A 20,654-nucleotide genomic window follows, 5' to 3' on the forward strand; every position below is an offset into this window, starting at 1 on the left:
CTCGGTTCCGGCCCGTACCGACGTTCCCGATACCGACTTCGACGCCTGCGGCAAGAAGGGCATTGCCGATCTCAAGGCTGCCAACGAAGGCGGTACGCTGTTTGGCTCGCTGGCGCAGGGCTACGGCGCTCCCCCGGCAGTCGCCAACGCCTACAAGGATGTCGTGTCGAAGTTCGTCCATGGCCAGATCACGACCTCCGACCAGGCCGTCGAAGAACTCGTCAAGGCAATCGACGACGCCAAGTAAGCCACGTCGACCATGGTCTCCCCCGCCGTCGGCGGGGGACGCTTCGGCAAAGGACGACCCCTTGGGAGGGGAACGAATTCATGAGCACTGTCGCAACAACAAAAACCGATGTCACACCGCGGCGTGAGACCGCCATTTCCATTCGCACGCGTCTACAGGATGCCCTGCCGAAGATCGTGCTGGCGCCGAGTTTCGTCATCACACTCGTTTTCGTATACGGCTTCATCCTCTGGACGATCTATCTGTCCTTTACCAACTCCAAGACCTTCCCCTCCTATGTGCTGACAGGGCCGCGTGCCTATCAACGCCTCTGGCGCTGGACCTTCGAGAGCGACCCACCGTCATCCTGGTACACCTCGATTACCAACATGGGCATCTTCGGGTTCCTCTACATTGGCATCTGCCTGGCGCTTGGACTGTTCCTGGCGATCCTGCTGGACCAGAAGATTCGCGGCGAGGGTTTCCTCCGGCCGGTTTTTCTCTATCCGATGGCCCTGTCCTTCATCGTCACCGGCGTCGCCTGGAAGTGGTTCCTCGATCCTGGTCTCGGCCTTGAGCAGACGCTGCATCATTTCGGCTGGACCAGCTTCCATTTCGACTGGATCAAGAACAAGGATTTCGTCATCTACACGGTGGTGATCGCCGGCGTCTGGCAGGCGTCGGGATTTGTCATGGCGATGTTCCTGGCGGGTCTGCGCGGTATCGACGGCGAGATCATGAAGGCCGCCCAGATCGATGGCGCAACCACGCTCCAGCTCTACCGGCGTATCATTATTCCGCTTCTGAGACCGGTCTTTCTGTCGGCCTTCATCGTCCTCGCACACATGGCGATCAAGTCCTACGACCTTGTTGTCGCTTTGACATCAGGGGGGCCCGGCGGGTCTGCCTGGCTGCCATCCAATTTCATGTACGAGTACACATTCAAGCGCAACGAAATGGCGGTCGGCTCCGCCAGCGCTGTGATCATGCTGATGACGATCTCGGCGATCATCGTTCCCTACCTCTATTCCGAACTTCGGGAGAAATCGCGATGAGCGCCGCTACCTCGATTGCCTCCGGTGCCTCTCATGCGACACGGATGCGACTGTTCAACCGGGTCTTCATCTATGGCCTGCTGACCGTGTTCGCGATCATTTACCTGATGCCCCTCTTCGTCATGCTGGTAACCTCATTCAAGACGATGGACGAGATCCAGAACGGCAACATGCTGTCGCTGCCAAAGGCTCCGACGCTCGATCCCTGGTTCAAGGCGTGGGGTGAAACCTGCGTTGGCCTCACCTGTGCCGGCATCAAGGGTTATTTCTGGAACTCGATCAAGATGGTCGTGCCCGCCGTTGCGATCTCGACCATTCTCGGCGCTCTCAACGGCTATGTGCTGACCAAATGGCGGTTTCCCGGCCATACGCTGGTCTTCGGCCTGATGCTGTTTGCCTGCTTTATTCCGTTCCAGTCGGTGCTGCTGCCGATGGCGACCATTCTTGGTGCTCTTGGCCGCTTTGGGAACACGCTGCGCAACGACATCGGCATGTCTTTCGGCTTCGGTAACGCCACGGTCAATCTTGTGATCGTTCACGTCGTCTACGGTCTCGGTTTCACGACGCTGTTCTTCCGAAACTACTACGAAGCATTTCCAACCGAACTGGTGAAGGCGGCCCAGGTTGATGGCGCCGGCTTCTTCCAGATTTTCCAGCGCATCATGTTGCCGAACTCGCTGCCGATCATTGTCGTTGCCGTCATCTACCAGTTTACCAACATCTGGAACGACTTCCTGTTTGCATCGGCCTATGCCGGCACGGGTGAATCCATGCCGATGACGGTTGCGCTGAACAATGTCGTCAACACCTCGACCGGTGTTGTCGAATACAACGTCAACATGGCAGCCGCGATGATCGCCGCCATGCCCACACTCCTCGTTTACATTCTCGCCGGCCGCTACTTCGTTCGCGGGCTGATGGCGGGTGCTGTCAAAGGATAATCCTATGGCTTTTCTCGAAATATCCGGTCTCAGGAAGCGCTTCGGCGCATTGGACATCCTCAAAGGCATCGACCTTGACCTGGAAAAAGGCGGCTTCCTCGTTCTCGTCGGCCCTTCCGGGTGCGGCAAGTCGACCCTGCTCAACACCATTGCCGGTCTGGAGTCGATCACGGAAGGCGACATCCAGGTCGACGGACGTACCATCTCTGATCTGCACCCTTCCAAGCGCGACATCGCCATGGTGTTCCAGAGCTACGCGCTCTATCCGAACATGACGGTTGCAGGAAACATATCCTTCGGCATGGAGATGCGCGGCGTCCCGGCAGAAGAACGCAAGAAGGCGATCGACAAGGTCGCCAAGGTCCTGCAGATCGGCCATCTTCTCGACCGCAAGCCGAGCCAGCTCTCCGGCGGCCAGCGCCAACGCGTTGCCATGGGTCGGGCGCTCGTGCGGGATCCCAAACTTTTCCTGTTTGACGAGCCGCTGTCCAACCTCGATGCAAAGCTTCGCGTCGACATGCGCATCGAGATCAAGCGCCTCCACCAGGCAACCGGCAAGACGATCGTTTACGTTACACACGATCAGATCGAAGCCATGACGCTTGCCACCAAGATTGCGGTCATGAAAGACGGCATCGTCCAACAGTTCGGCACGCCTTCGGAGATCTACAACAACCCAGCCAATATGTTCGTCGCCGACTTCATGGGGTCACCGGCCATGAACCTCCTGTCTGGCACGATCGAGAAGGATCAGAGCGGCCTCTCGGTTACGTTGGCGCGAGCCACCGGCGATATGATCCGGCTTCCGATAGCGCCCGGCAAGGATGCTCTCGCTGCGCATGCGGGCCGGCAGGTGGTCTTTGGCATCCGCCCGGAGGCGCTGACTGATCCGGAGGGTGCCGATCGGAACGCTCGCGCGATTGCCGAAAGCGATTGCCTGATCGAGGTCGTGGAGCCGGCTGGATCGGACACGTTCGCCGTCACCAAGCTTGGCGGGAAAGAAGTCGTTGCCCGCCTGCGCGCAGACGCGCGTATCAACGCCGGCCAGACCGCACGCCTGGCGTTCAATCTGGACAAGGCCGTTTTCTTCGATCCCCTGACGCAGATCCGGATTGCGTGAAGTCGAGGATACGATGAGCGACACACCAGACATCGTCATAATCGGTTCCGGCGTAGGCGGCTCCACCGTCGCGGCTGGCCTGGCTGCGACGGGCGCCAAGATCTTGATCCTGGAGGCTGGCGACCATATCGCCGATCTTCCGGTAAACCGTGATCAACGCGCCATCTTCCAGCGCGGACATTTTCGACCGAAGGAAACTTGGTATGAGGCCAGCGGCAAGGGGTTCAATCCGGGCAACTACTACAATGTAGGAGGTAACTCGAAGTTCTACGGCGCCGTGTTGTCACGCTACCGGCGGGAAGATTTCGAAGTGGTCGAGCATCGGGAAGGGGTCTCACCGGCTTGGCCCTTTCCTTACGAGGTGTTGGAACCATGGTATAGCAGGGCTGAGCGCCTTTATCATGTTCGCGGCGCCTTGGGTGAGGACCCGACGGAACCATTCCACTCGCTTGCCTATGAGTACCCGCCGGTGCCGGACGAGTCTCCAATCGCCGATGTGCGGGCCCGGTTAAGAAGCAAGGGACTGCATCCCGCGTCGCTCCCGTTGGGCGTGGACCTAGAGGCATGGCTTTCGAAGGCAAAGACGCCGTGGGATGCCCATCCGAATTCTCGCGACGGAAAGATGGATGCAGAGACGGCGGCCCTCACACTCGCACTGCAGCATCCAAACGTCATTCTTGAGACCAATGCTCGCGTAACGAAGCTCGAAACCGGACAAAGTGGTCGTATCGAAAGAGTAACCTACCTGAAGGACGGGCAAAAGGTGACCGCCACCCCCAGGATGGTCATTCTCTCCGCCGGTGCTGTTCAGTCGGCGGTGCTGCTGCTGCGCTCGGCGAACGACCGCTACAAGAACGGCCTGGCGAACTCGTCCGACCAGGTCGGCCGCAATTTCATGAACCATAACTCGTCGGCAGTCATCGGCGTGTCGCCAAGTTTCAAGAATACGTCGGTTTACCAAAAGACATTTTCGTTCAACGATTTCTATTTGTCAGATGGCAATGGCGGCCCGCCGCTCGGCAATGTTCAACTTCTTGGACGGATATCCGGACGGGTCCTCAAGGGGTCTCTGCCTCACGTTCCGGAATGGATATTGGACATCATCACGGGCCATGCCATCGACTTCTACGCGATGAGCGAAGATATCCCTAATCCAGACAGCCGCGTGACGGTGGACGGCGACCGCGTGGTCCTTCAATGGCAGAGGACCAACTGGGCCGCACACCTTGAACTTGTCGCGAAGTTGAAGGGTATACTGAAGGCGATTGGCTTTCCGATCGTCCTTACGAGACCGTTCGACAAGCGCACACCCTCCCATCAGTGTGGAACGATCCGCATCGGGAACGATCCGGCCGACGCGCCGCTGGATCCCTTCTGTCGTTCTTACGATCACGAAAATCTTTTCGTTGTCGACGCAAGTTTCTTGCCGACCTCGGCAGCCGTGAACCCGGCTTTGACCGTCGCCAGCCAGGCGTTGCGGGTCGCCGATCACATAGCATCGAAGGATTTGCAAGCATGAGTCGCTCCGGCTGTTGTGGCCGCCAGGCAATTGGTCGCGTTAAATAGGATAGCAACATGCGTTTTGACTACATCATCACGGGAGCCGGTCCAGCAGGATGTGTGCTCGCCAGCAGGCTGAGCGAAGACCCGAACGTCAACGTGCTGCTGCTCGAGGCCGGCGGCGGCGACTGGAACCCTCTCTTCCACATGCCAGCAGGCTTTGCGAAGATGACCAAAGGCGTCGCGAGCTGGGGTTGGGAAACCGTCCCGCAGAAGCATATGAAGGATCGTGTTCTGCGTTATACCCAGGCAAAGGTCATCGGCGGCGGCTCCTCGATCAACGCCCAGCTCTACACACGCGGAAATGCCGCAGATTACGATCTATGGGCAAGCGAAGACGGCTGCGACGGCTGGGACTACCGCTCGATACTGCCCTATTTCAAGCGGGCCGAAGACAACCAGCGTTTCGCCGACGACTACCACTCCTATGGCGGACCGCTGGGTGTCTCCATGCCGATTTCCCCTCTGCCGATTTGCGACGCGTATATCCGTGCCGGCCAGGAGCTCGGCATACCATACAACCACGACTTCAACGGCCGCCAGCAAGCTGGAGTTGGCTTTTATCAACTCACACAGCGTAACCGCCGACGGTCCTCTGCCTCCCTGGCATACCTTACGCCGATAAAGAACCGCAAGAACCTGACCGTCCGTACCGGTGCGCGTGTTTCTCGGATTGTTCTGGAAGGCGCACGCGCGGTGGGCGTCGAGATCGTCACAAAAGGTGGCTCCGAGATAGTTCGTGCCGAACGTGAGGTCCTCGTTTCGTCGGGTGCGATTGGATCACCCAAGCTGCTTCTGCAGTCAGGAATAGGGCCGGCCGACCATCTGCGATCGGCGGGCGTCAAGGTGCTTCACGATCTTCCCGGCGTGGGCGAAAACCTCCAGGACCATCTGGATCTGTTCGTCATCTGCGAATGCACGGGCGACCATACCTACGACGGCGTCGCAAAGCCCCACCGGACGATCTGGGCAGGTATTCAGTACATTCTGTTCCGCACCGGCCCGGTCGCATCATCGCTCTTCGAAACAGGCGGGTTCTGGTACGCCGACCCTGATGCACGATCTCCCGATATACAGTTCCACCTTGGCCTGGGATCAGGCATCGAGGCGGGAGTCGAGCGCTTGAAGAATGCTGGCGTCACGCTCAACTCGGCCTATCTTCACCCAAGGTCGCGCGGAACCGTGCGCCTGTCGTCCTCCGACCCCAATGCGGCCCCTCTGATCGATCCCAACTACTGGTCCGATCCTCATGACAGGAAGATGTCGTTGGAGGGACTGAAGATCGCCCGCGAGATCATGCAACAGGCGGCGCTCGAGCCATATGTCATGGCCGAACGGCTGCCTGGGCCCAAGGTGATGTCAGACGAACAGCTGTTCGACTATGGTTGCGCGAATGCGAAAACCGACCACCATCCGGTTGGCACCTGCAAGATGGGACGGGGACCCGAGGCCGTTGTCGGTCTGGACCTCAAGGTCCATGGGCTTGAGGGCCTCCGCGTCTGCGATTCCTCCGTGATGCCGCGGGTTCCTTCGTGCAACACCAACGCACCCACCATCATGATCGGCGAGAAGGGTTCAGACCTCATCCGGGGGATGCCCCAGCTTCCCTCCGCGATCTTTTCCTACGAGCGCAACGATGTTCGTGCGCGAGCAAGAGCAAACGTTCGGTAGTGGCGTTGTAAAAAGGCGGTAGCCACAATTCGAAGCGCCTTGGGCTTGTCAAGGAGTTGCCAGAGTGGCTGAAAATCAAAAAAGGCAGTCCCATGGCCTACCAGACCTTCACCTTGTCTCGCATGTATCCAACGGTGCCGCGCGGTTCGTCGCATTTGCCTGGAGACAATCGCCGCTGCCCGAACCGATCCGTATCGCAAGGACTTTGACCCCATGAAGATCGATGTTCCTCAATCCATTCTGGACGCCCTGACCGACATTGAAATGCCGCGGCTTCCGCCTGAGGCCACCTCTTCGGAGACGAGCACGCTGGCCGGCCTGGAAGTGCCGGTGTATCGCGCTGGCTCTGTCGTCGTCGGGTCGGGCGCCGCGGGCCTTCGCGCGGCGGTGGAATTGAAGCGGCGCGGCAATGACGTCGTGATCATAAGCCAGAGCGCCTGGGGAGGAACATCAGCCTGTTCCGGCTCTGACAAGCAGACACTGCATACGGCCAACACGGCCGATCAGGGGGACAACTACAAGGCCATGGCCCGCGCAATACGCAGCGGTGGGGCGATGGACGAAGATACAGCATATGTAGAAGCTGTCGGGTCGTCTCGGATGATGGCGTCGTTGCAGTTTTTGGGGCTACCGTTGCCCCAGGATCCGCTCGGAGGGACACTCAGATATCAGACCGACCACGACGAGGTCGGGCGCGCTACCAGTTGCGGTCCGCGCACCTCGCGCTTGATGGTCAAAGTCCTGGCGGAGGAGGCAATCCGTCTCGGCGTGCCGATCCATAACCAGACGACAGCGGTCAAGATCCTTACCGAGGGCGCCGGCACGGAGCGCCGGGTTGTGGGCGTCCTGGTCATGCGGAGCAGTGACCGCACGGAAACGAACCCACTCGGGATAGCTTTGTTCGTCTGCGCAGTCGTCGTGCTCGCTGCCGGCGGACCGGGTGAACTCTACCGCGACAGCGTCTACCCGAACGGCTGCTTCGGTTCGCTTGGCCTTGCGCTGGAGGCCGGTGTTGAACTCGTCAACCTCACGGAAAGCCAGTTCGGCATCGGTACGCGACGGGAGGGGTTTCCCTGGAACCTCTCAGGAACATACGTACAGGCCATTCCGCACATCTACTCTATCGACGCCGACGGCTGCGAGCATCACTTCCTGGCGCAGTACTACAGAAGCACCCAGGAGCTGGCGTCCAATGTATTTCGCAAAGGGTACCAGTGGCCTTTCCACGCGACACGCATGCTCGATTTCGCGTCGAGCCTTGTAGACCTTGCGATCTACCGTGAAACCGCTGCCGGGCGGCGCGTCTTCATGGACTTCAATCGAAATCCGCTGCCCGTTCCCGGAGACCTGCCGTTCAGCCTTGACCGGCTCGACGACGATGTCGGTCGATACCTGGGACATGCAGGAGCCGCACAGGATCTGCCGATTGCCCGGCTCAAGCATATGAACCCGCTCGCGATCGAGCTCTATCGGCGCTACAAGATCGACATCACCGAGGCACCGCTGGAGTTCGCCGTCAATAACCAGCACATGAACGGCGGCGTGATGGTGGACATCTGGGGCAGGAGCAACCTGGCGGGATGTTACGCCATCGGCGAGGCAGCCGGAACGCACGGCGTGACCCGCCCGGGCGGGGCGGCGCTGAATGCCGGTCAGGTCTTTGGCACTCGGGTCGCCGAACACATAGCCGCGAGCGGACGGGCGAAGCTGGCTTCCACCGCAGATGTAGCCGCAGCGGCGGCCGCGGGCGTGATCAAAGTCCTGGGCATCTTGCGGCCGGAGAGCCCCCTTGATGTCAAGGCCATCCGCATGGACGTGCAGGCGCGGATGAGCGACAGGGCAGGGATGATCTGTCACGCCGAAAGTGTAGGTCAAGCCTTGATCGAGGCCAGGATCCTGAACGCGGACATCAGGATGAAGGGCGTTGCGTATACTCGCGCCGGGGAGGCGGCCCGGTCGGTGCAATGGCAGCAGATGGCGCTGGCATCTGAAGCGGTTCTTGGTGCTTTGGACTTTTTCATCCAAAATGGCGGCGGTAGCCGGGGTGCGCGCGCAATCTGTGATCCCGAAGGAGAGTCTCTTCCGCTCGCCAACGTGGGACCCCTGCACGAATACCGCTTCCGAAAGGAGCGCGAAGCGCAACGCGACGAGCAAATCGTCGTTCGCTTCGACGGGGAGGTGATAGAGATTTGGACGCGTCCAAACCGAAGCTACGACGAAAGCTCCAAGTCGTTCTTTGAGCGCGATTGGCCTGCCTGGTTGACCGGGCGAACTTATGACCTGGGTGCTGACGGCTGCGAGGATAAGGCTGGCGATCCTTGGTGAACTCACTTCGCACGGCCGCAAGCACGTGCGATCTCGTTTTCGATGCCGCGTTCGCAAAGTCATCTCGACTTGGCTTCCCCGTCGAGGTGAAATTAGCGGGCGGCGTCAGGATTGCGGAAGTAGATGCGACCAGGTCGTGCCGGCATCATATTACTAAACACCGATGAGCGCTCTGCATCTGCTACCATGCAACCCAGTAGGCCTCATGCTATAACGAGAGCGATCTCTGACTCGTTTCGGGGTTTTCAAATCAGTTGAGTTCTGGATCGCCGCCGTTTCCTCGATCGCAGGCGTCATCGTCTCGCGCTCACGTACGAATTCCAGCCCGCGGGACAAAAGCCAGCTCGACCGGCTGCGCGACCTTGACGCCATCATGCAGTCCACCGGCGATTATCCCAATGTCTTGAAGATCAGGCCGCCGCTCTGCCTGTCAAGCGAGAGTGCCGATTTCCTCGCCGACATGGTGGAGGGTGTTCTCCAGGAAAGATTGTAAAACAGCAGCCGATCCCAGTTGAATTGCGAATCGGGATCGGCTTAGCTCGCCCGTCCTGCTCTACCGATCGAGAGTCGCTTCATGAAACAGACGGCAGATATCCTTATTCTCAATGCGCGCGTCCTGACGATGGACGAGGGCAATCCGCGTGCGCAAGCCGTGGCGCTCGCCGACGGCCGTATCCTCGCAGTAGGCTCCAACGCGGAGATCGAAGCATGCGGCGGCGCAGGCAGCAGGATCGTCGATGCTGCCGGCGGCACCGTGCTTCCGGGGTTTTCCGAAAATCACATGCATCTGTTTTCGGGGGCCGCGGAGCTGGACCATCTCCAGCTTGCCGGTGTGAAGGGGTTTGTTGCCCTGACGGAGGCCGTGCGGACCTATGCCGAAACGAGGTCGGGCCACAAGGTTCTGTTCGCTCAAGGGGCAGATTATACGATCCTGGGCGAGAGCGAACGGCTGACCCGCCATCATCTGGATACGATCCTGCCGGATCAACCGATCGCACTGACGGCACCAGACCATCATACCGTCTGGGCCAACACCAAGGCGCTGGAGCTTGCCGGACTGCTGCACGGCAAGGCGCTAGGACCGGGCAACGAGATCGTGATGGGTCAGGATGGCTTGGCAACCGGCGAACTGCGCGAGATGGAAGCGTTCAGCCCTGTGCTTCAAGCTGGCGGGTTTGATCGGTACCGGCTGGGCCTTGCGACCGGCGGAGAGCCCCACCCCTATCCCGACGCCGAGACGTTTCGCGAAGACATGGACGTCATGCGCCGCGGCCTCAATTATTGCGCCCGGCATGGCATCACCACTGTCCAGAACATGGACGGCAACCTGTATCAGTTGGAGCTTTTATCGGCGATCGAGAGGGAGGACGACGGCCTGCCATGCCGTGTGAACATCCCTTTCCATTTCAAGAATTTCATGTCCCTCGACATGCTGGAAAAAGCATCCGGTCTTGCACGGCGGTTCGATAGCGACTGGCTGTCATCCGGCGTCGTGAAAGTGTTTTACGACGGGGTGCTCGACAGCTGGACGGCGGTTATGGTCGAGCCCTACGCGGACAAGCCCGGCAATTGCGGCGAAGGCCTGTTCTCGGTGGAGACTTTTCGCGCGGTCGCGGTGGAGGCGGATCGGCGCGGGCTGCAGATTGCTGTCCATGCGATTGGAGACGGTGCTGTGAGAGCGGTTCTGGATGGCTATGAAGCAGCGAGAAAAGAAAACGGCCCGCGCGACAGTCGCCATCGCATCGAGCACATCGAAGTCGTACATCCTGACGACGTTGGACGTTTCGCCGAACTCGGCGTCATCGCCTCGATGCAGCCTCCACATCCGCCGGGTTCCGCAGGCGTGCCGCTGGAGCCGACGATCTCGCGTATCGGCCAATATCGTTGGCCGGTGAGCTATGCCTGGCGGACGCTGAAGGATGCGGGTGCGCGTATCTGTTTTGCCTCCGACTGGCCGGTTTCGCCGATCGATCCCATGGTCGGCATCCACGCCGCCGTCACCCGCAAACCTTGGAAGAACAACGATCCGGATCAGTCCTACTCGTTGATGGAGGCACTTGCCGCTTACACTGTCGAAGGTTCCCATGCAGAGTTCAAGGAGGACCGCAAGGGCAAGCTCAAGGCCGGTTATCTCGCCGATATCGTCGTGCTCAGCGCCGATATCGAGATGGTCGTCCCGGATGACTTGCTGACAATCCGGCCCGTCACCACAATTTGCGGCGGGAGAATAAGTTTTCCCGGCTGATAAATATTCTTCTCCTGGAACTGGAATCGTATTGTCAATGCACAGGCGCTGTGATCACCTAGCGCAAAGCCAAAAAGGCGGGGACAGGTAGCTTCATGCAATGGTTAGTGTGCCGCGTATGGCAGAATTGAACGCGGTCGAAATTCGTAATGTCTGCAAGATATTCGGCTTTGGCGAATTCGCGTTCGCCGCTGTCGACAATACGTCGGTAGCGATCCGCCAAAACGAGTTTTTCACTCTTCTCGGACCGTCGGGATGCGGCAAGACGACTCTTCTGCGGCTGATTGCCGGGTTCGAATTTCCTACCTCCGGCGAGATCATGCTGAACGGCGAGAACATTGCCGCCATGCCGCCTTTCAAGCGTCCGATCAACACGGTTTTCCAGAGCTACGCGCTGTTTCCGCACATGAGCGTGGCGGAAAATATCGGCTTTGGCCTGACGATGCTTGGGCGACCGAAGAAAGAAATCGATCACAGGGTTGCCGCCATGCTGAAGCTGGTGCGCATGGAAGCGCTTGCCGGCCGGCGAACGAGCCAGATTTCCGGCGGACAGCAGCAACGCGTGGCTCTTGCCCGAGCGCTCGCGCCGCAGCCGAAAGTGCTACTTCTCGACGAGCCGCTGTCAGCGCTTGACTACAAGCTGCGCAAGGACATGCAGATTGAGCTGAAACGACTGCAGGCCGAAACCGGCATCACCTTCATCTTCGTGACGCACGATCAGGAAGAGGCGCTGACTATGTCGGACCGCATTGCCGTCATGTCAGCCGGAAAAATTCTGCAGGTCGGCAGTCCCCGCGAGATCTACGACGCGCCGACCGATCGCTTCGTCGCCGACTTTATCGGAGAGACCAATTTCCTGAAAGGCAGGATCAAGTCCGTTTCCGGCGGTGTCGCCGACGTCGAGACGCCGGTTGCCGGTCGTATTACGGCGACAGTGCCGCAGGACTTCGCCTCGGATAGTGAGGTGACGGTGGTGTTGCGGCCGGAACACGCCACACTCTGCCCGCCCGATCATCCTTCGACCTGTCAGATGACAGGTACCCTGGAAAATATTGTCTATTTCGGAACCGACACCCATTATCACGTCCGCCTTTCCGATGGGGAGACGCTGTTTACGCTGCGCGAGCAGAACAAACCATTGCAGGCGGCGCGGTTTACGCAGGGCGACAGCGTGGGCATTGCCCTTGAGGCCAACGCCGCTCGGGTTCTGAGGAACTGAATTGACAGATGCGGCCGGGATAATCGAGGCGGAAAGGAGCAAGGATATCCGGAAGCGGTGGCTGCTTTCGCTTCCCGCTCTTCTGATCATCCTCTTCGCTGCCTCGGGGCCACTGCTGATCGTTCTCGTCTATTCCTTTTTGACGCCTGGACCCTATGGTGATGTCCAGTGGCTGCCCTCGCTGCAGGGTTGGATCGGCGTCATGGTGGAGAAGGACATCTTCGACGATACGCTGTCGCTCGCGGATGCGCATGTATCGATCTTCGTGCGCTCTGGTCTGTTGTCGCTGGTGACAACTGTGCTGACCCTGCTGGTCGGCTTTCCGACCGCCTATTTCATCTCCACTCGCCCGGAGCGGACCCGCGAACTTTGGCTTCTCCTGATCACCATCCCGTTCTGGACAAATCTTTTGATCCGCACCTTCGCGATCCTCGAAATCATCCGCAACGAAGGTCTGGTCAATGGTCTGTTGATAAGGTTCGGCCTGATCGATAAACCGATCCAGATGCTCTTCACCGATGGCGCCATTCTGACGGGCATGGTGTATGTCTACCTGCCACTGATGGTGCTACCGCTTTATGCCAGCATGGATAAACTGGACTTCCGCCTGGTCGAGGCCGGCTACGATCTCTACGCCACGCCATTCCAGGTCCTGCGCAGACTGATCATTCCACTGGCCAAGCCCGGCATTGTCGCCGGCTCCATTCTCGTCTTCATCCCGGCGCTTGGCGCCTATGTCACGCCGAGCATTCTCGGCGGCGGCAAGAACATGATGCTGGGCAATCTGATCGAACTGCAATTCGGACAGGGTCGCAACTGGCCGATGGGGTCGGCGCTGTCGATCACATTGATGATGATCGTAATGATCGCGCTTTTGTTCTACGTCCGCAACGCGGGATCGCAGGAGCGCCGGCATGGCTAGGGCATTCTCGATCCGCCGACAGCGCGGTTTTACCGCCATCGCGATGTTCTGCTTCTTTTCGCTTTATCTGCCCATCTCCGTGCTGGTGTTCTATTCGTTCAATGCCGGGGCGTCGCTCGCTTCCTTCGAGGGCATCTCCCTGCGGTGGTTCGCAAAAGCCTTTGAAAATCAGCAGGTGATCGATGCCTCCCTACGATCCTTGCAGATCGCGGCCTTTGCGGCGATCATTTCCACGATCACAGCAACCATGGCTGCACTCGCTACGACGCGGACGGAACCGTATCGCGGTCTGACGCTGAAGTATGCTTTTATCAACCAGCCTCTGATGATCCCGGAAATCGTTACCGCCGTCGCGCTGCTGATCTTCTTTGCCCGCATCAAGATCTGGACCGGCTATACCGGGCTGGGCTATCTGATCGCCGCCCATACTGCATTCTGCATCCCGTTTGCCTATCTGCCGATCCGCGCGCGGCTGGAAAACATGGACCTGACGCTGGAAAAAGCTGCGGCCGATCTCTACGCGACGCCGTGGAAGGCCTTTCGTCACATTACGCTGCCATTGCTCTGGCCAGGCATCCTTGCCGGCTTCATGCTCGCCTTCGTGATTTCGCTGGACGATGTCGTCATTACCGAATTCGTGAAATCCGCGGGGCAGGACACGCTGCCTACCTACATGCTCGGTCAGCTTCGCCGAACCATCACGCCGGAAATGAACGCGATTTCGACACTGTTTCTCCTACTGTCGGTCTGCGTCGTCACGGTGTTCTTCGTCGTCAACAGAAAACGGATCTAACAAAAAGAGAGGGAACAGCATAATGAAACGGATCACTGCGGCCATGGCCGCAACAGTGGCGCTTGTCGTATCCACCGGTCTCGCCCGGGCGGAAGGCGAACTCAACATCTACAACTGGGGCAACTACACCAGCCCCGAGATGATCAAGAAGTTCGAGGAGGCCTATCACGTCAAGGTGACTATCACCGACTACGATTCCAACGACACGGCGCTCGCCAAGGTTCGCCAGGGCGGCTCCGGCTTCGACATGGTCGTGCCGTCGCAGAACTACATCCCCATCTGGATCTCCGAAGGTCTGTTACTCGAAACAGACCCGAGCACCATGGAGAATTTCAAGAATGTCGCCAAGGAATGGGCTGATCCCGATTTCGACAAGGGGCGCAAATTTACTGTGCCGTGGGCCATGGGCACCGTCGGAACGGTTGTAAACACCAGCGTCTACAAGGGCGACATCAATACATGGGGCATCATTTTCGATACGCCGGACGAATTGAAGGGCAAGGTCAACGTCGTTCCTGAAATGAACGACGTCATGGACGCCGCCATCCTCTACAATGGCGGCACCAAGTGCACAGGCGACCTGACCATTCTCAAGAAGGTACGCGACACGTTGGTCAAGGCCAAGCCCGACTGGGTGGCGATGGAATACGGCACAGTCGAGAAAATGGGCTCAGGCGACTTCGCGGCATCCAGCGATTGGAACGGCTCGGCCTTGCGCCAGCGCTTGGCGAATCCGGCCATCAAATATGGCTATCCGAAGGAAGGCTTTGTCTACTGGAGCGACAATCTGGCGGTCCTCAAGGATGCAAAGAACGTCGAGAATGCCAAGCTCTTCCAGAACTTCATGATGGACCCGCAAAGCGCGGGCATGAATTCCGGTTTCCACCGCTATGCCAATGGCATTGCCGGGTCCGACAAGTTCATGCCAGCCGACATGAAGGGCGCACCGGAGATCGACATTCCTGCCGAATTCGCCTCGCGAGGCGTTCCCTCGAAGACCTGTCCGCCGGAGGTTCAGGAGCTCTACACGAAGATCTGGAGCGAGCTGCAGAAATAAGATCGTTGCGTCGCCCACCCCCACGCCGGCGCGGGGTGGGCTTCGTTTTTCCAGACCGTGGGTGTCCCATGAAGACCGTTTTTTCGCAGCGACATGGCGGCCACGCCAATCAACTCGAACTGGTCGCCGGTGGTATTCTCCCCGGATATGAACGGCCGTCCCGCGCCGAGTACGTGACCGAACGCATCAAGACCGTTGGCCTCGGTCCTATCCTTGCGCCCCAGCAACATGACTTGACGACGGCCGCGCGCGTCCATCGTCAGGACTATCTCGATTTCCTGCCGACGATTTGGGGGCGCTGGACCGCCGAGGGCCGTTCCGGCACGGCCTTGCCTTTTACCTGGCCGGCCCGGGGCCTGCGCGACGACGTGCCGCCGGAGTTCATCGATGGTTTGCTCGGGTATTATTCTTTCGATGCCGGTTGCGGCATCGTCGAAGGTTCGTGGGACGCGATCAAATCCTCGCATGACGTGGCGTTGACAGCCGCTGGTCTCGTTAAGGGCAGCGAACGCGCGGCCTTCGCTCTGTGTCGGCCACCCGGCCATCACGCCGGCGCCAGTTTCATGGGTGGCTATTGCTACATCAACAATGCGGCAGTGGCCGCGCAATGGTTCCGCGACAACGGCGCAAAGCGCGCCTCGATCCTCGACGTCGATTATCACCACGGCAACGGCACACAGGAGATATTCTATACCCGCGCCGATGTGCAGGTCATCAACCTCCATGCCGATCCAATGCAGGAATATCCCTATTTTCTCGGCCACGCCGACGAGCGCGGCGAAGGGGAGGGTGAGGGGTATAATTTCAACTATCCCATGGCTTTCGGCACAGATTGGCAGCGATGGAGCCAGTCGCTCGACGATGCCTGCGGAAAGCTCACGGCCTTCAATCCGGATGTGGTGGTAGTTTCGCTTGGTGTCGATACCTTCGAAAGGGATCCGATCAGCAAGTTCAAGTTGACGACCGAGGATTTTCAGAAGATCGGCGAGCGTATTGCCAAGTTGAATCTGCCGACGCTGTTCGTCATGGAAGGCGGATATGCGGTCGCCGAAATCGGGGTTAATGCCGTGAGCGTTCTCACTGCCTTCGAGGGCGCGTGACGGGGACATCCTCTTCGGGCGTGCAGTTCGGCTATGTTATCGTCGACGACGTATCGGTACGCGACGCGTCGTCGACGATGGATCGAGGAGATAGGTCATGACGGAATTCAGCCGCGCCGATGTTACCCTCGCCAACTGGCGAACGACGCCGTATTCCCGTTGGTCGTTCCAGAATGTCGGCGAGATCGTGCCTTCGGCCGTCATCACCGCCGAGCGACGTGCCGAACCGCCCCAGCTTGATCTGGGGTCCCTGTCGGCGCTTACTGTGACGGGGCTGGATGGGAGGCCCGTTCTGCTCGGAGCCTTTCTGACAGCGAGCGAAACCGACGCGCTGGTGGTAATGCGCGGCGGTCGCATCGTTGCCGAATGGACGGCTGGCCACTGCGATCCCGGCCGGCCACATATCATCTTCTCCGTTTCCAAGTCGCTGACTGCGCTGCTCGCCGGTATTCTCGCCGGGAAAGGCCTTCTCTCTTTCGGGAATCTGGTTGTCGACTATGTGGCGGAGGTTGCACGATCTGCCTTTGCGGACGCAACCGTCCAGCAACTGTTCGACATGGAAGTGAGCGTTGATTTCGTTGAGGACTACCTCGATACGTCTGGCGGATTCGACCGGTATCGTCGTGCGACCGGCTGGAACCCTGACAAGCTCGACGATCCCGCGCCGGACCTGAAGAGCTTCATCTGCAGCGTCAGAAAAGGGGCGGGCGCGCATGGGGTGAAACATGCCTATCGTTCGCCCAATACCGATCTGGCCGGCATCTTAATCGAGCGGGCGGGCGGCGGCCGGTTCCCGGATCTGATGAGCGAGCATCTCTGGAAGCCGATGGGAGCGCGCTCCGACGCCATGATCACGGTCGATCGCATCGGCACCGCACGCGCCGCGGGCGGCATGTCTGTGACGGCGCGCGATCTTGCACTCGTCGGCGACCTCGTTCGCGGCCAGGGAGCCGGAGTGGTTCCAGAAGCGTTTATTTGCGGTCTCTGGTCGGGCGGTAGTCGCGGATCCTGGAGCACCGGCGATCAGCCGCATTTGTTTCCTGACGGCAGCTACCGCAATTACTGGTATGAAACCGGCGGTGGCGAGCTTGCCGCCATCGGCATCCATGGACAGTGGATCTGGGTCGATCCGGCGACGCAAACGGTGATCGTCAAACTTGCGTCGCAGACGGCGCCGGTGGATCCTGCGCTCGATCATGCGATCGTGCAGGTGCTGCGGGCAATCTCCGGTGCTGCGGCATAGTTCCGCGTGTGTCGCAAAGAGCCCCGTAGGCGACAGTCAGTCAGATACCACGCTGCTTTTCCGGCTTTGTCAGCCTTTTGAAGTCCGAAGAGGCGCGCGAGTAGATCGTTGTGATCGTTGGCGGTCCAGCCGACGGAAAAGCCGAAGCCTTTCCGCAGTCACAGCATCGCCTCGGATCCAGCGATGGTACGCCGCGCCGCGACGGGGCTCGAGAACGCCGCCGCGACAATGGCCTGCACCCTCGAGAGATCAGGGGGCAATTGACATCGGTTAGGAACGGAGGGGGACGGCGCAAAAAACGCGGGCTCGCCCAAGCACAAGCGGCATGGCGAATTCGCTGTATACCGCGGTCATCTTTTGCCCAGCGTCGTCCTTCGGTCCTTCGTTTGGTTCGCCTCGGACTAGATGGACGACGCTGAATGCCAATTGCGCCTGGGTCAGGCTGGCAAGGTGCGGGTCGCCCGACGACGACAGAGTCGCTCGAGGTGCTGGTTCTGGAGCACGTCCGGAAGTTAGGTCTTCCCGGCAATGCAAGCGCTAAGAGCATTCTGAGCTGGCCACTGGCGGCTTGCTAGCAGGAAGCAGTCCTAACTATCTAGTTGCCGTCATCGATCGCCTCGCCGATACGGGCGATCGCCTGCTGATAGACACTCGCTGAGTTCCAGCCAGCGATGGCGCCCATGTTGCCCTGATAGCCCCCGCCGGCCTGCCAGCCGTGCGCCCTGAGGAAGTTGGCCGTGGACATTAGCGCGGTACTCTTGTCGCGCATGTTCCTGCTGCCGACGCCGTATTTCAGGATGTTCCCGGGCAGGAACCCGGTTTGGCCGATCTCGCCGTGCATGGCGCCAACCGAGCCGGCGCTCAGCGCGCCGCTGTCGACCAGCTTGAGCGCCGCGATGGCATGCGGCGCGAAGAATTGCGGGCGGCGGCAATCGTAGGCGAGCGTGACGATTGCCGAAACAGTATTCTGGTTGCCCATGGAGGCGCCGAAGCCGGTCTCCATACCCCAGATGGCGAGCAGCACCCCGGCGGGCACGCCGTAGTTACGCTCGATGTTGTTGAAGAGTGCTGCGTTCGCCGTTTTGAGCGAACGGCCCTTGGAGATAATCGCGGACCCACCGCGCCGTCTCATGAAGTCGTCGACCGAGCCACTGAAGGCCCTGTTGACGGAGCGGTCGGCCTGGATGGTCCCTACGGCGTATTTTGCGCCGGCAAGCGCCGCAAGACCCTTCCCCTTGACACCGGCGGCCCCTGCCGTCTCGGCAAACTGTACTTTCCACTGTTCAAACCCGGCAGCGCTCGTGCCGCATGAGGCCGCCAGAGCAACGCCCGTTAGATGACAGAAGGCGAGGGCGCCCGCTGCAGCAATCAATTTTCCTTTAGCAAAGAATGCCATGTCGCTCTCCTGGTAGGCCCGAACCATCATGTCTCCGGCTGCATGGCGTCACTGCTTCACTTGCGGGAAAGCCTAATTGGTTACTCGCACGCTCGAGAAATGAGACCAAATCAACAATGGCGATTGTAAGAAATAAAGCCAGTCATGGCGATTGGGCCATAGACAACAGAAGGACGCGGAATGACCGCTCAAGGGTCGGATGGCGACCTGGAGGACCGTGGAGCGGGGTTTCGATGTTGCGGGATGATGGCCACCATGGGGCCGTTCGGCGTGTCGCCCGAAAGAGGGGCGCCCGCCCGAGCCTCGGCAGCGTGCGTGGCGCGCTGGCTGCGAATGTGGAGGTTGCGGCATATCAGTCAGTTTTATCGGGAAATGTTCGGCTCCCGCTCATACGATGGGTTATGAAAATGGCAATGACGAAAAACGGTATTCCGGTTCCGGGAAGGGCAGCATGGTATCATTTCGATGCGTGCCATCTCGACGGTCTGACGGACAAGGCGTGTATCATCGAACGGGGAGTCGCCGCCGGACACAATGAAAATCAACTCCGTACGGAATGGATGTACTGGCAACAAACCGTTGGGCATGCGTCGGCGTTGTCCGTTGCCGGCGAATCTTGCGACTAGAAATCGTATCGCGCCGGTGTATTTCAACATGCCACCGCGAAATTGCAGCGCAAAGGCAGACTCTTCGCCGTGGGACGTGAGCCATCAGGATTGGTTCAGGAATGATGGCGCACAATACGTGCTACCGGAGAATTCCAATGACCAAGGCAATCATCGCCGCGCTGGCGCTCGCCCTTCTCATGGCCGAAGCATCGGCGCAGTCCCGCACGGTCTACGACAACGCTGGCCGCGTCACCGGGCGCTCGACCGCCGACAGCGCAGGCTCGACCACCTTCTACGACGCGGACGGCAGGATCACAGGCCGCGCGGCGACAAGCGGCAACACTACAACGATCTATGACAACGCCGGCAGGATCACTGGACGCTCAACCACCAATAACAGCGGGTCAACCACCTACTATGGCGCGGACGGCACGGTCAGAGGCCGCGCGGCAACCAGCGGCAACAGCACAACGATCTATGACAACACTGGCCACGTCACTGGCCGCGGAACGACGTCCGGCAACAGCACGACGATCTACGATCTATCAGGGCACAACATCGGGCGGATCACGGCGCCTCCCCGACAGGATATTGAGCGTCAGTGACGGCAACACGCGCAGATCCGAGCAAGCGGTCGTGATGGCGAGATGTTGGTGCGCTTTGAGGCGACGCTTTGCGCCTTCGAAGCACCAGAATCTAAATCTGGCGTGTCTACCGGTTTCAGTCGAGACGAGGCAGCGCGCCGGTCTCTCCCTTGTCCGGCAATCATCGGGAAAACCATCCGCCACTGGACTTTATGAGAAAGCGACACCACGAAAACGCCGTCACGGGTGAAATCGCCAGCGACATAGAAGCGCGTCATGCCGGGGGCGAAAGCTTCAGATCGATCGCGAAGAGCGTCGGTTTCAGCATCGCGACGGTGCAGAATGTCTTGACGAGCGCGGCGAAGGCTGAGACTGCTATCCATGTGATGAGCTGTCGGAATTCGTTGACGATTCGCGTACCTTGGAGCGACGGTCGCGCGGTGCGCCTGTTGTGATCCTGGCGCAATCGGCCGCCGATGCAACCAGCGTCAAGCGAACCTGAACCGTTTATCTACGCCGGGGCGCTTGTCGCGCCGAATGCTATGATCGTAATCGTTTTGCCATTATTTGAAATGTCGCCGTAGCGAGC

General features: G+C 59.6%; 17 protein-coding genes and 2 pseudogenes. 16 read left to right on the plus strand and 3 right to left on the minus strand.

The annotated features are described in order from the left end of the window. From AC1D2R_RS30745 to AC1D2R_RS30810, 14 genes and pseudogenes are all read left to right on the plus strand, one after another. A pseudogene (locus tag AC1D2R_RS30745) lies at positions 1–247 on the plus strand (sugar ABC transporter substrate-binding protein); the annotation flags it as partial. An 80-nt stretch (positions 248–327) separates the two neighbouring features. Next, on the plus strand, positions 328–1,281 hold the full coding sequence (locus tag AC1D2R_RS30750) for a carbohydrate ABC transporter permease (protein WP_477973463.1): 954 nt from the start codon (positions 328–330) through the stop codon (positions 1,279–1,281). Beyond that, the gene (locus tag AC1D2R_RS30755) at positions 1,278–2,222 is read left to right on the plus strand and encodes a carbohydrate ABC transporter permease (RefSeq protein ID WP_477973465.1); all 945 of its coding nucleotides are present in this window, start codon (positions 1,278–1,280) and stop codon (positions 2,220–2,222) included. The genes AC1D2R_RS30750 and AC1D2R_RS30755 overlap by 4 nt, the downstream gene beginning before the upstream one ends. Positions 2,223–2,226: 4 nt before the next feature. Next, positions 2,227–3,342: an ABC transporter ATP-binding protein gene (locus AC1D2R_RS30760; RefSeq protein ID WP_477973467.1), complete on the plus strand. Its 1,116-nt coding sequence runs from the start codon at positions 2,227–2,229 to the stop codon at positions 3,340–3,342. Positions 3,343–3,355: 13 nt separating this feature from the next. Further along, complete coding sequence (locus AC1D2R_RS30765) at positions 3,356–4,861, plus strand: GMC oxidoreductase (protein ID WP_477973469.1); 1,506 nt, start codon at positions 3,356–3,358, stop codon at positions 4,859–4,861. Between the two features lie 56 nt (positions 4,862–4,917). Further along, entirely contained in the window at positions 4,918–6,573 is a 1,656-nt protein-coding gene (locus tag AC1D2R_RS30770; protein ID WP_477973471.1) for a GMC family oxidoreductase, read from the plus strand. 213 nt (positions 6,574–6,786) lie between these two features. Then, complete coding sequence (locus tag AC1D2R_RS30775; protein WP_477973473.1) at positions 6,787–8,898, plus strand: FAD-binding protein; 2,112 nt, start codon at positions 6,787–6,789, stop codon at positions 8,896–8,898. A 574-nt stretch (positions 8,899–9,472) separates the two neighbouring features. Then, a complete protein-coding gene (locus tag AC1D2R_RS30780; protein WP_477973475.1) occupies positions 9,473–11,143 on the plus strand; it encodes an amidohydrolase in 1,671 nt (556 codons plus the stop codon). A 109-nt stretch (positions 11,144–11,252) separates the two neighbouring features. Further along, complete coding sequence (locus AC1D2R_RS30785) at positions 11,253–12,362, plus strand: ABC transporter ATP-binding protein (RefSeq protein WP_477973477.1); 1,110 nt, start codon at positions 11,253–11,255, stop codon at positions 12,360–12,362. A 1-nt stretch (position 12,363) separates the two neighbouring features. Next, positions 12,364–13,284 carry an ABC transporter permease gene (locus AC1D2R_RS30790; RefSeq protein WP_477973479.1) on the plus strand — a complete coding sequence of 307 codons (921 nt, stop codon included), beginning with the start codon at positions 12,364–12,366 and terminating at the stop codon, positions 13,282–13,284. After that, positions 13,277–14,077, plus strand: a complete 801-nt coding sequence (locus AC1D2R_RS30795) for an ABC transporter permease (protein WP_477973481.1) — start codon at positions 13,277–13,279, stop codon at positions 14,075–14,077. Before AC1D2R_RS30790 ends, AC1D2R_RS30795 begins: the two co-directional genes overlap by 8 nt. A 22-nt stretch (positions 14,078–14,099) precedes the next feature. Next, positions 14,100–15,134, plus strand: coding sequence for an ABC transporter substrate-binding protein (locus tag AC1D2R_RS30800; RefSeq protein ID WP_477973483.1), 1,035 nt, complete (start codon positions 14,100–14,102; stop codon positions 15,132–15,134). 68 nt (positions 15,135–15,202) lie between these two features. Continuing rightward, positions 15,203–16,234, plus strand: a complete 1,032-nt coding sequence (locus AC1D2R_RS30805; protein ID WP_477973484.1) for a histone deacetylase family protein — start codon at positions 15,203–15,205, stop codon at positions 16,232–16,234. A gap of 97 nt (positions 16,235–16,331) precedes the next feature. Beyond that, positions 16,332–17,477: a serine hydrolase domain-containing protein gene (locus AC1D2R_RS30810; protein ID WP_477973485.1), complete on the plus strand. Its 1,146-nt coding sequence runs from the start codon at positions 16,332–16,334 to the stop codon at positions 17,475–17,477. 62 nt (positions 17,478–17,539) lie between these two features. On the opposite strand, the pseudogene AC1D2R_RS30815 reads toward AC1D2R_RS30810, so the two are convergent. Next, positions 17,540–17,692 (minus strand): annotated as a pseudogene (locus AC1D2R_RS30815) (IS6 family transposase); the annotation flags it as partial. 380 nt (positions 17,693–18,072) lie between these two features. Then, positions 18,073–18,873 carry a lytic murein transglycosylase gene (locus AC1D2R_RS30820; RefSeq protein ID WP_477973486.1) on the minus strand — a complete coding sequence of 267 codons (801 nt, stop codon included), beginning with the start codon at positions 18,871–18,873 and terminating at the stop codon, positions 18,073–18,075. A 407-nt stretch (positions 18,874–19,280) separates the two neighbouring features. Here AC1D2R_RS30820 and AC1D2R_RS30825 point away from each other — a divergent pair, with 407 nt between their 5' ends. Then, positions 19,281–19,499, plus strand: coding sequence for a hypothetical protein (locus tag AC1D2R_RS30825; protein ID WP_477973487.1), 219 nt, complete (start codon positions 19,281–19,283; stop codon positions 19,497–19,499). 137 nt (positions 19,500–19,636) lie between these two features. Then, the gene (locus AC1D2R_RS30830) at positions 19,637–20,086 is read left to right on the plus strand and encodes a hypothetical protein (protein WP_477973488.1); all 450 of its coding nucleotides are present in this window, start codon (positions 19,637–19,639) and stop codon (positions 20,084–20,086) included. A gap of 253 nt (positions 20,087–20,339) precedes the next feature. Here the strand turns inward: AC1D2R_RS30830 and AC1D2R_RS30835 are convergent, their stop codons facing one another. Further along, the gene (locus tag AC1D2R_RS30835; protein ID WP_477973490.1) at positions 20,340–20,531 is read right to left on the minus strand and encodes a hypothetical protein; all 192 of its coding nucleotides are present in this window, start codon (positions 20,529–20,531) and stop codon (positions 20,340–20,342) included. Between the last annotated feature and the right edge of the window lie 123 nt (positions 20,532–20,654).

Source organism: Rhizobium sp. P1_C7, assembly GCF_056406295.1.

Coding starts and splice junctions, on each gene's coding strand:
- AC1D2R_RS30750 (WP_477973463.1), top strand. CDS start 328: ATGAGCACTGTCGCAACAACAAAAACCGATGTCACACCGCGGCGTGAG.
- AC1D2R_RS30755 (WP_477973465.1), top strand. CDS start 1,278: ATGAGCGCCGCTACCTCGATTGCCTCCGGTGCCTCTCATGCGACACGG.
- AC1D2R_RS30760 (WP_477973467.1), top strand. CDS start 2,227: ATGGCTTTTCTCGAAATATCCGGTCTCAGGAAGCGCTTCGGCGCATTG.
- AC1D2R_RS30765 (WP_477973469.1), top strand. CDS start 3,356: ATGAGCGACACACCAGACATCGTCATAATCGGTTCCGGCGTAGGCGGC.
- AC1D2R_RS30770 (WP_477973471.1), top strand. CDS start 4,918: ATGCGTTTTGACTACATCATCACGGGAGCCGGTCCAGCAGGATGTGTG.
- AC1D2R_RS30775 (WP_477973473.1), top strand. CDS start 6,787: ATGAAGATCGATGTTCCTCAATCCATTCTGGACGCCCTGACCGACATT.
- AC1D2R_RS30780 (WP_477973475.1), top strand. CDS start 9,473: ATGAAACAGACGGCAGATATCCTTATTCTCAATGCGCGCGTCCTGACG.
- AC1D2R_RS30795 (WP_477973481.1), top strand. CDS start 13,277: ATGGCTAGGGCATTCTCGATCCGCCGACAGCGCGGTTTTACCGCCATC.
- AC1D2R_RS30800 (WP_477973483.1), top strand. CDS start 14,100: ATGAAACGGATCACTGCGGCCATGGCCGCAACAGTGGCGCTTGTCGTA.
- AC1D2R_RS30805 (WP_477973484.1), top strand. CDS start 15,203: ATGAAGACCGTTTTTTCGCAGCGACATGGCGGCCACGCCAATCAACTC.
- AC1D2R_RS30810 (WP_477973485.1), top strand. CDS start 16,332: ATGACGGAATTCAGCCGCGCCGATGTTACCCTCGCCAACTGGCGAACG.
- AC1D2R_RS30820 (WP_477973486.1), bottom strand. CDS start 18,873: ATGGCATTCTTTGCTAAAGGAAAATTGATTGCTGCAGCGGGCGCCCTC.
- AC1D2R_RS30825 (WP_477973487.1), top strand. CDS start 19,281: ATGGCAATGACGAAAAACGGTATTCCGGTTCCGGGAAGGGCAGCATGG.
- AC1D2R_RS30830 (WP_477973488.1), top strand. CDS start 19,637: ATGACCAAGGCAATCATCGCCGCGCTGGCGCTCGCCCTTCTCATGGCC.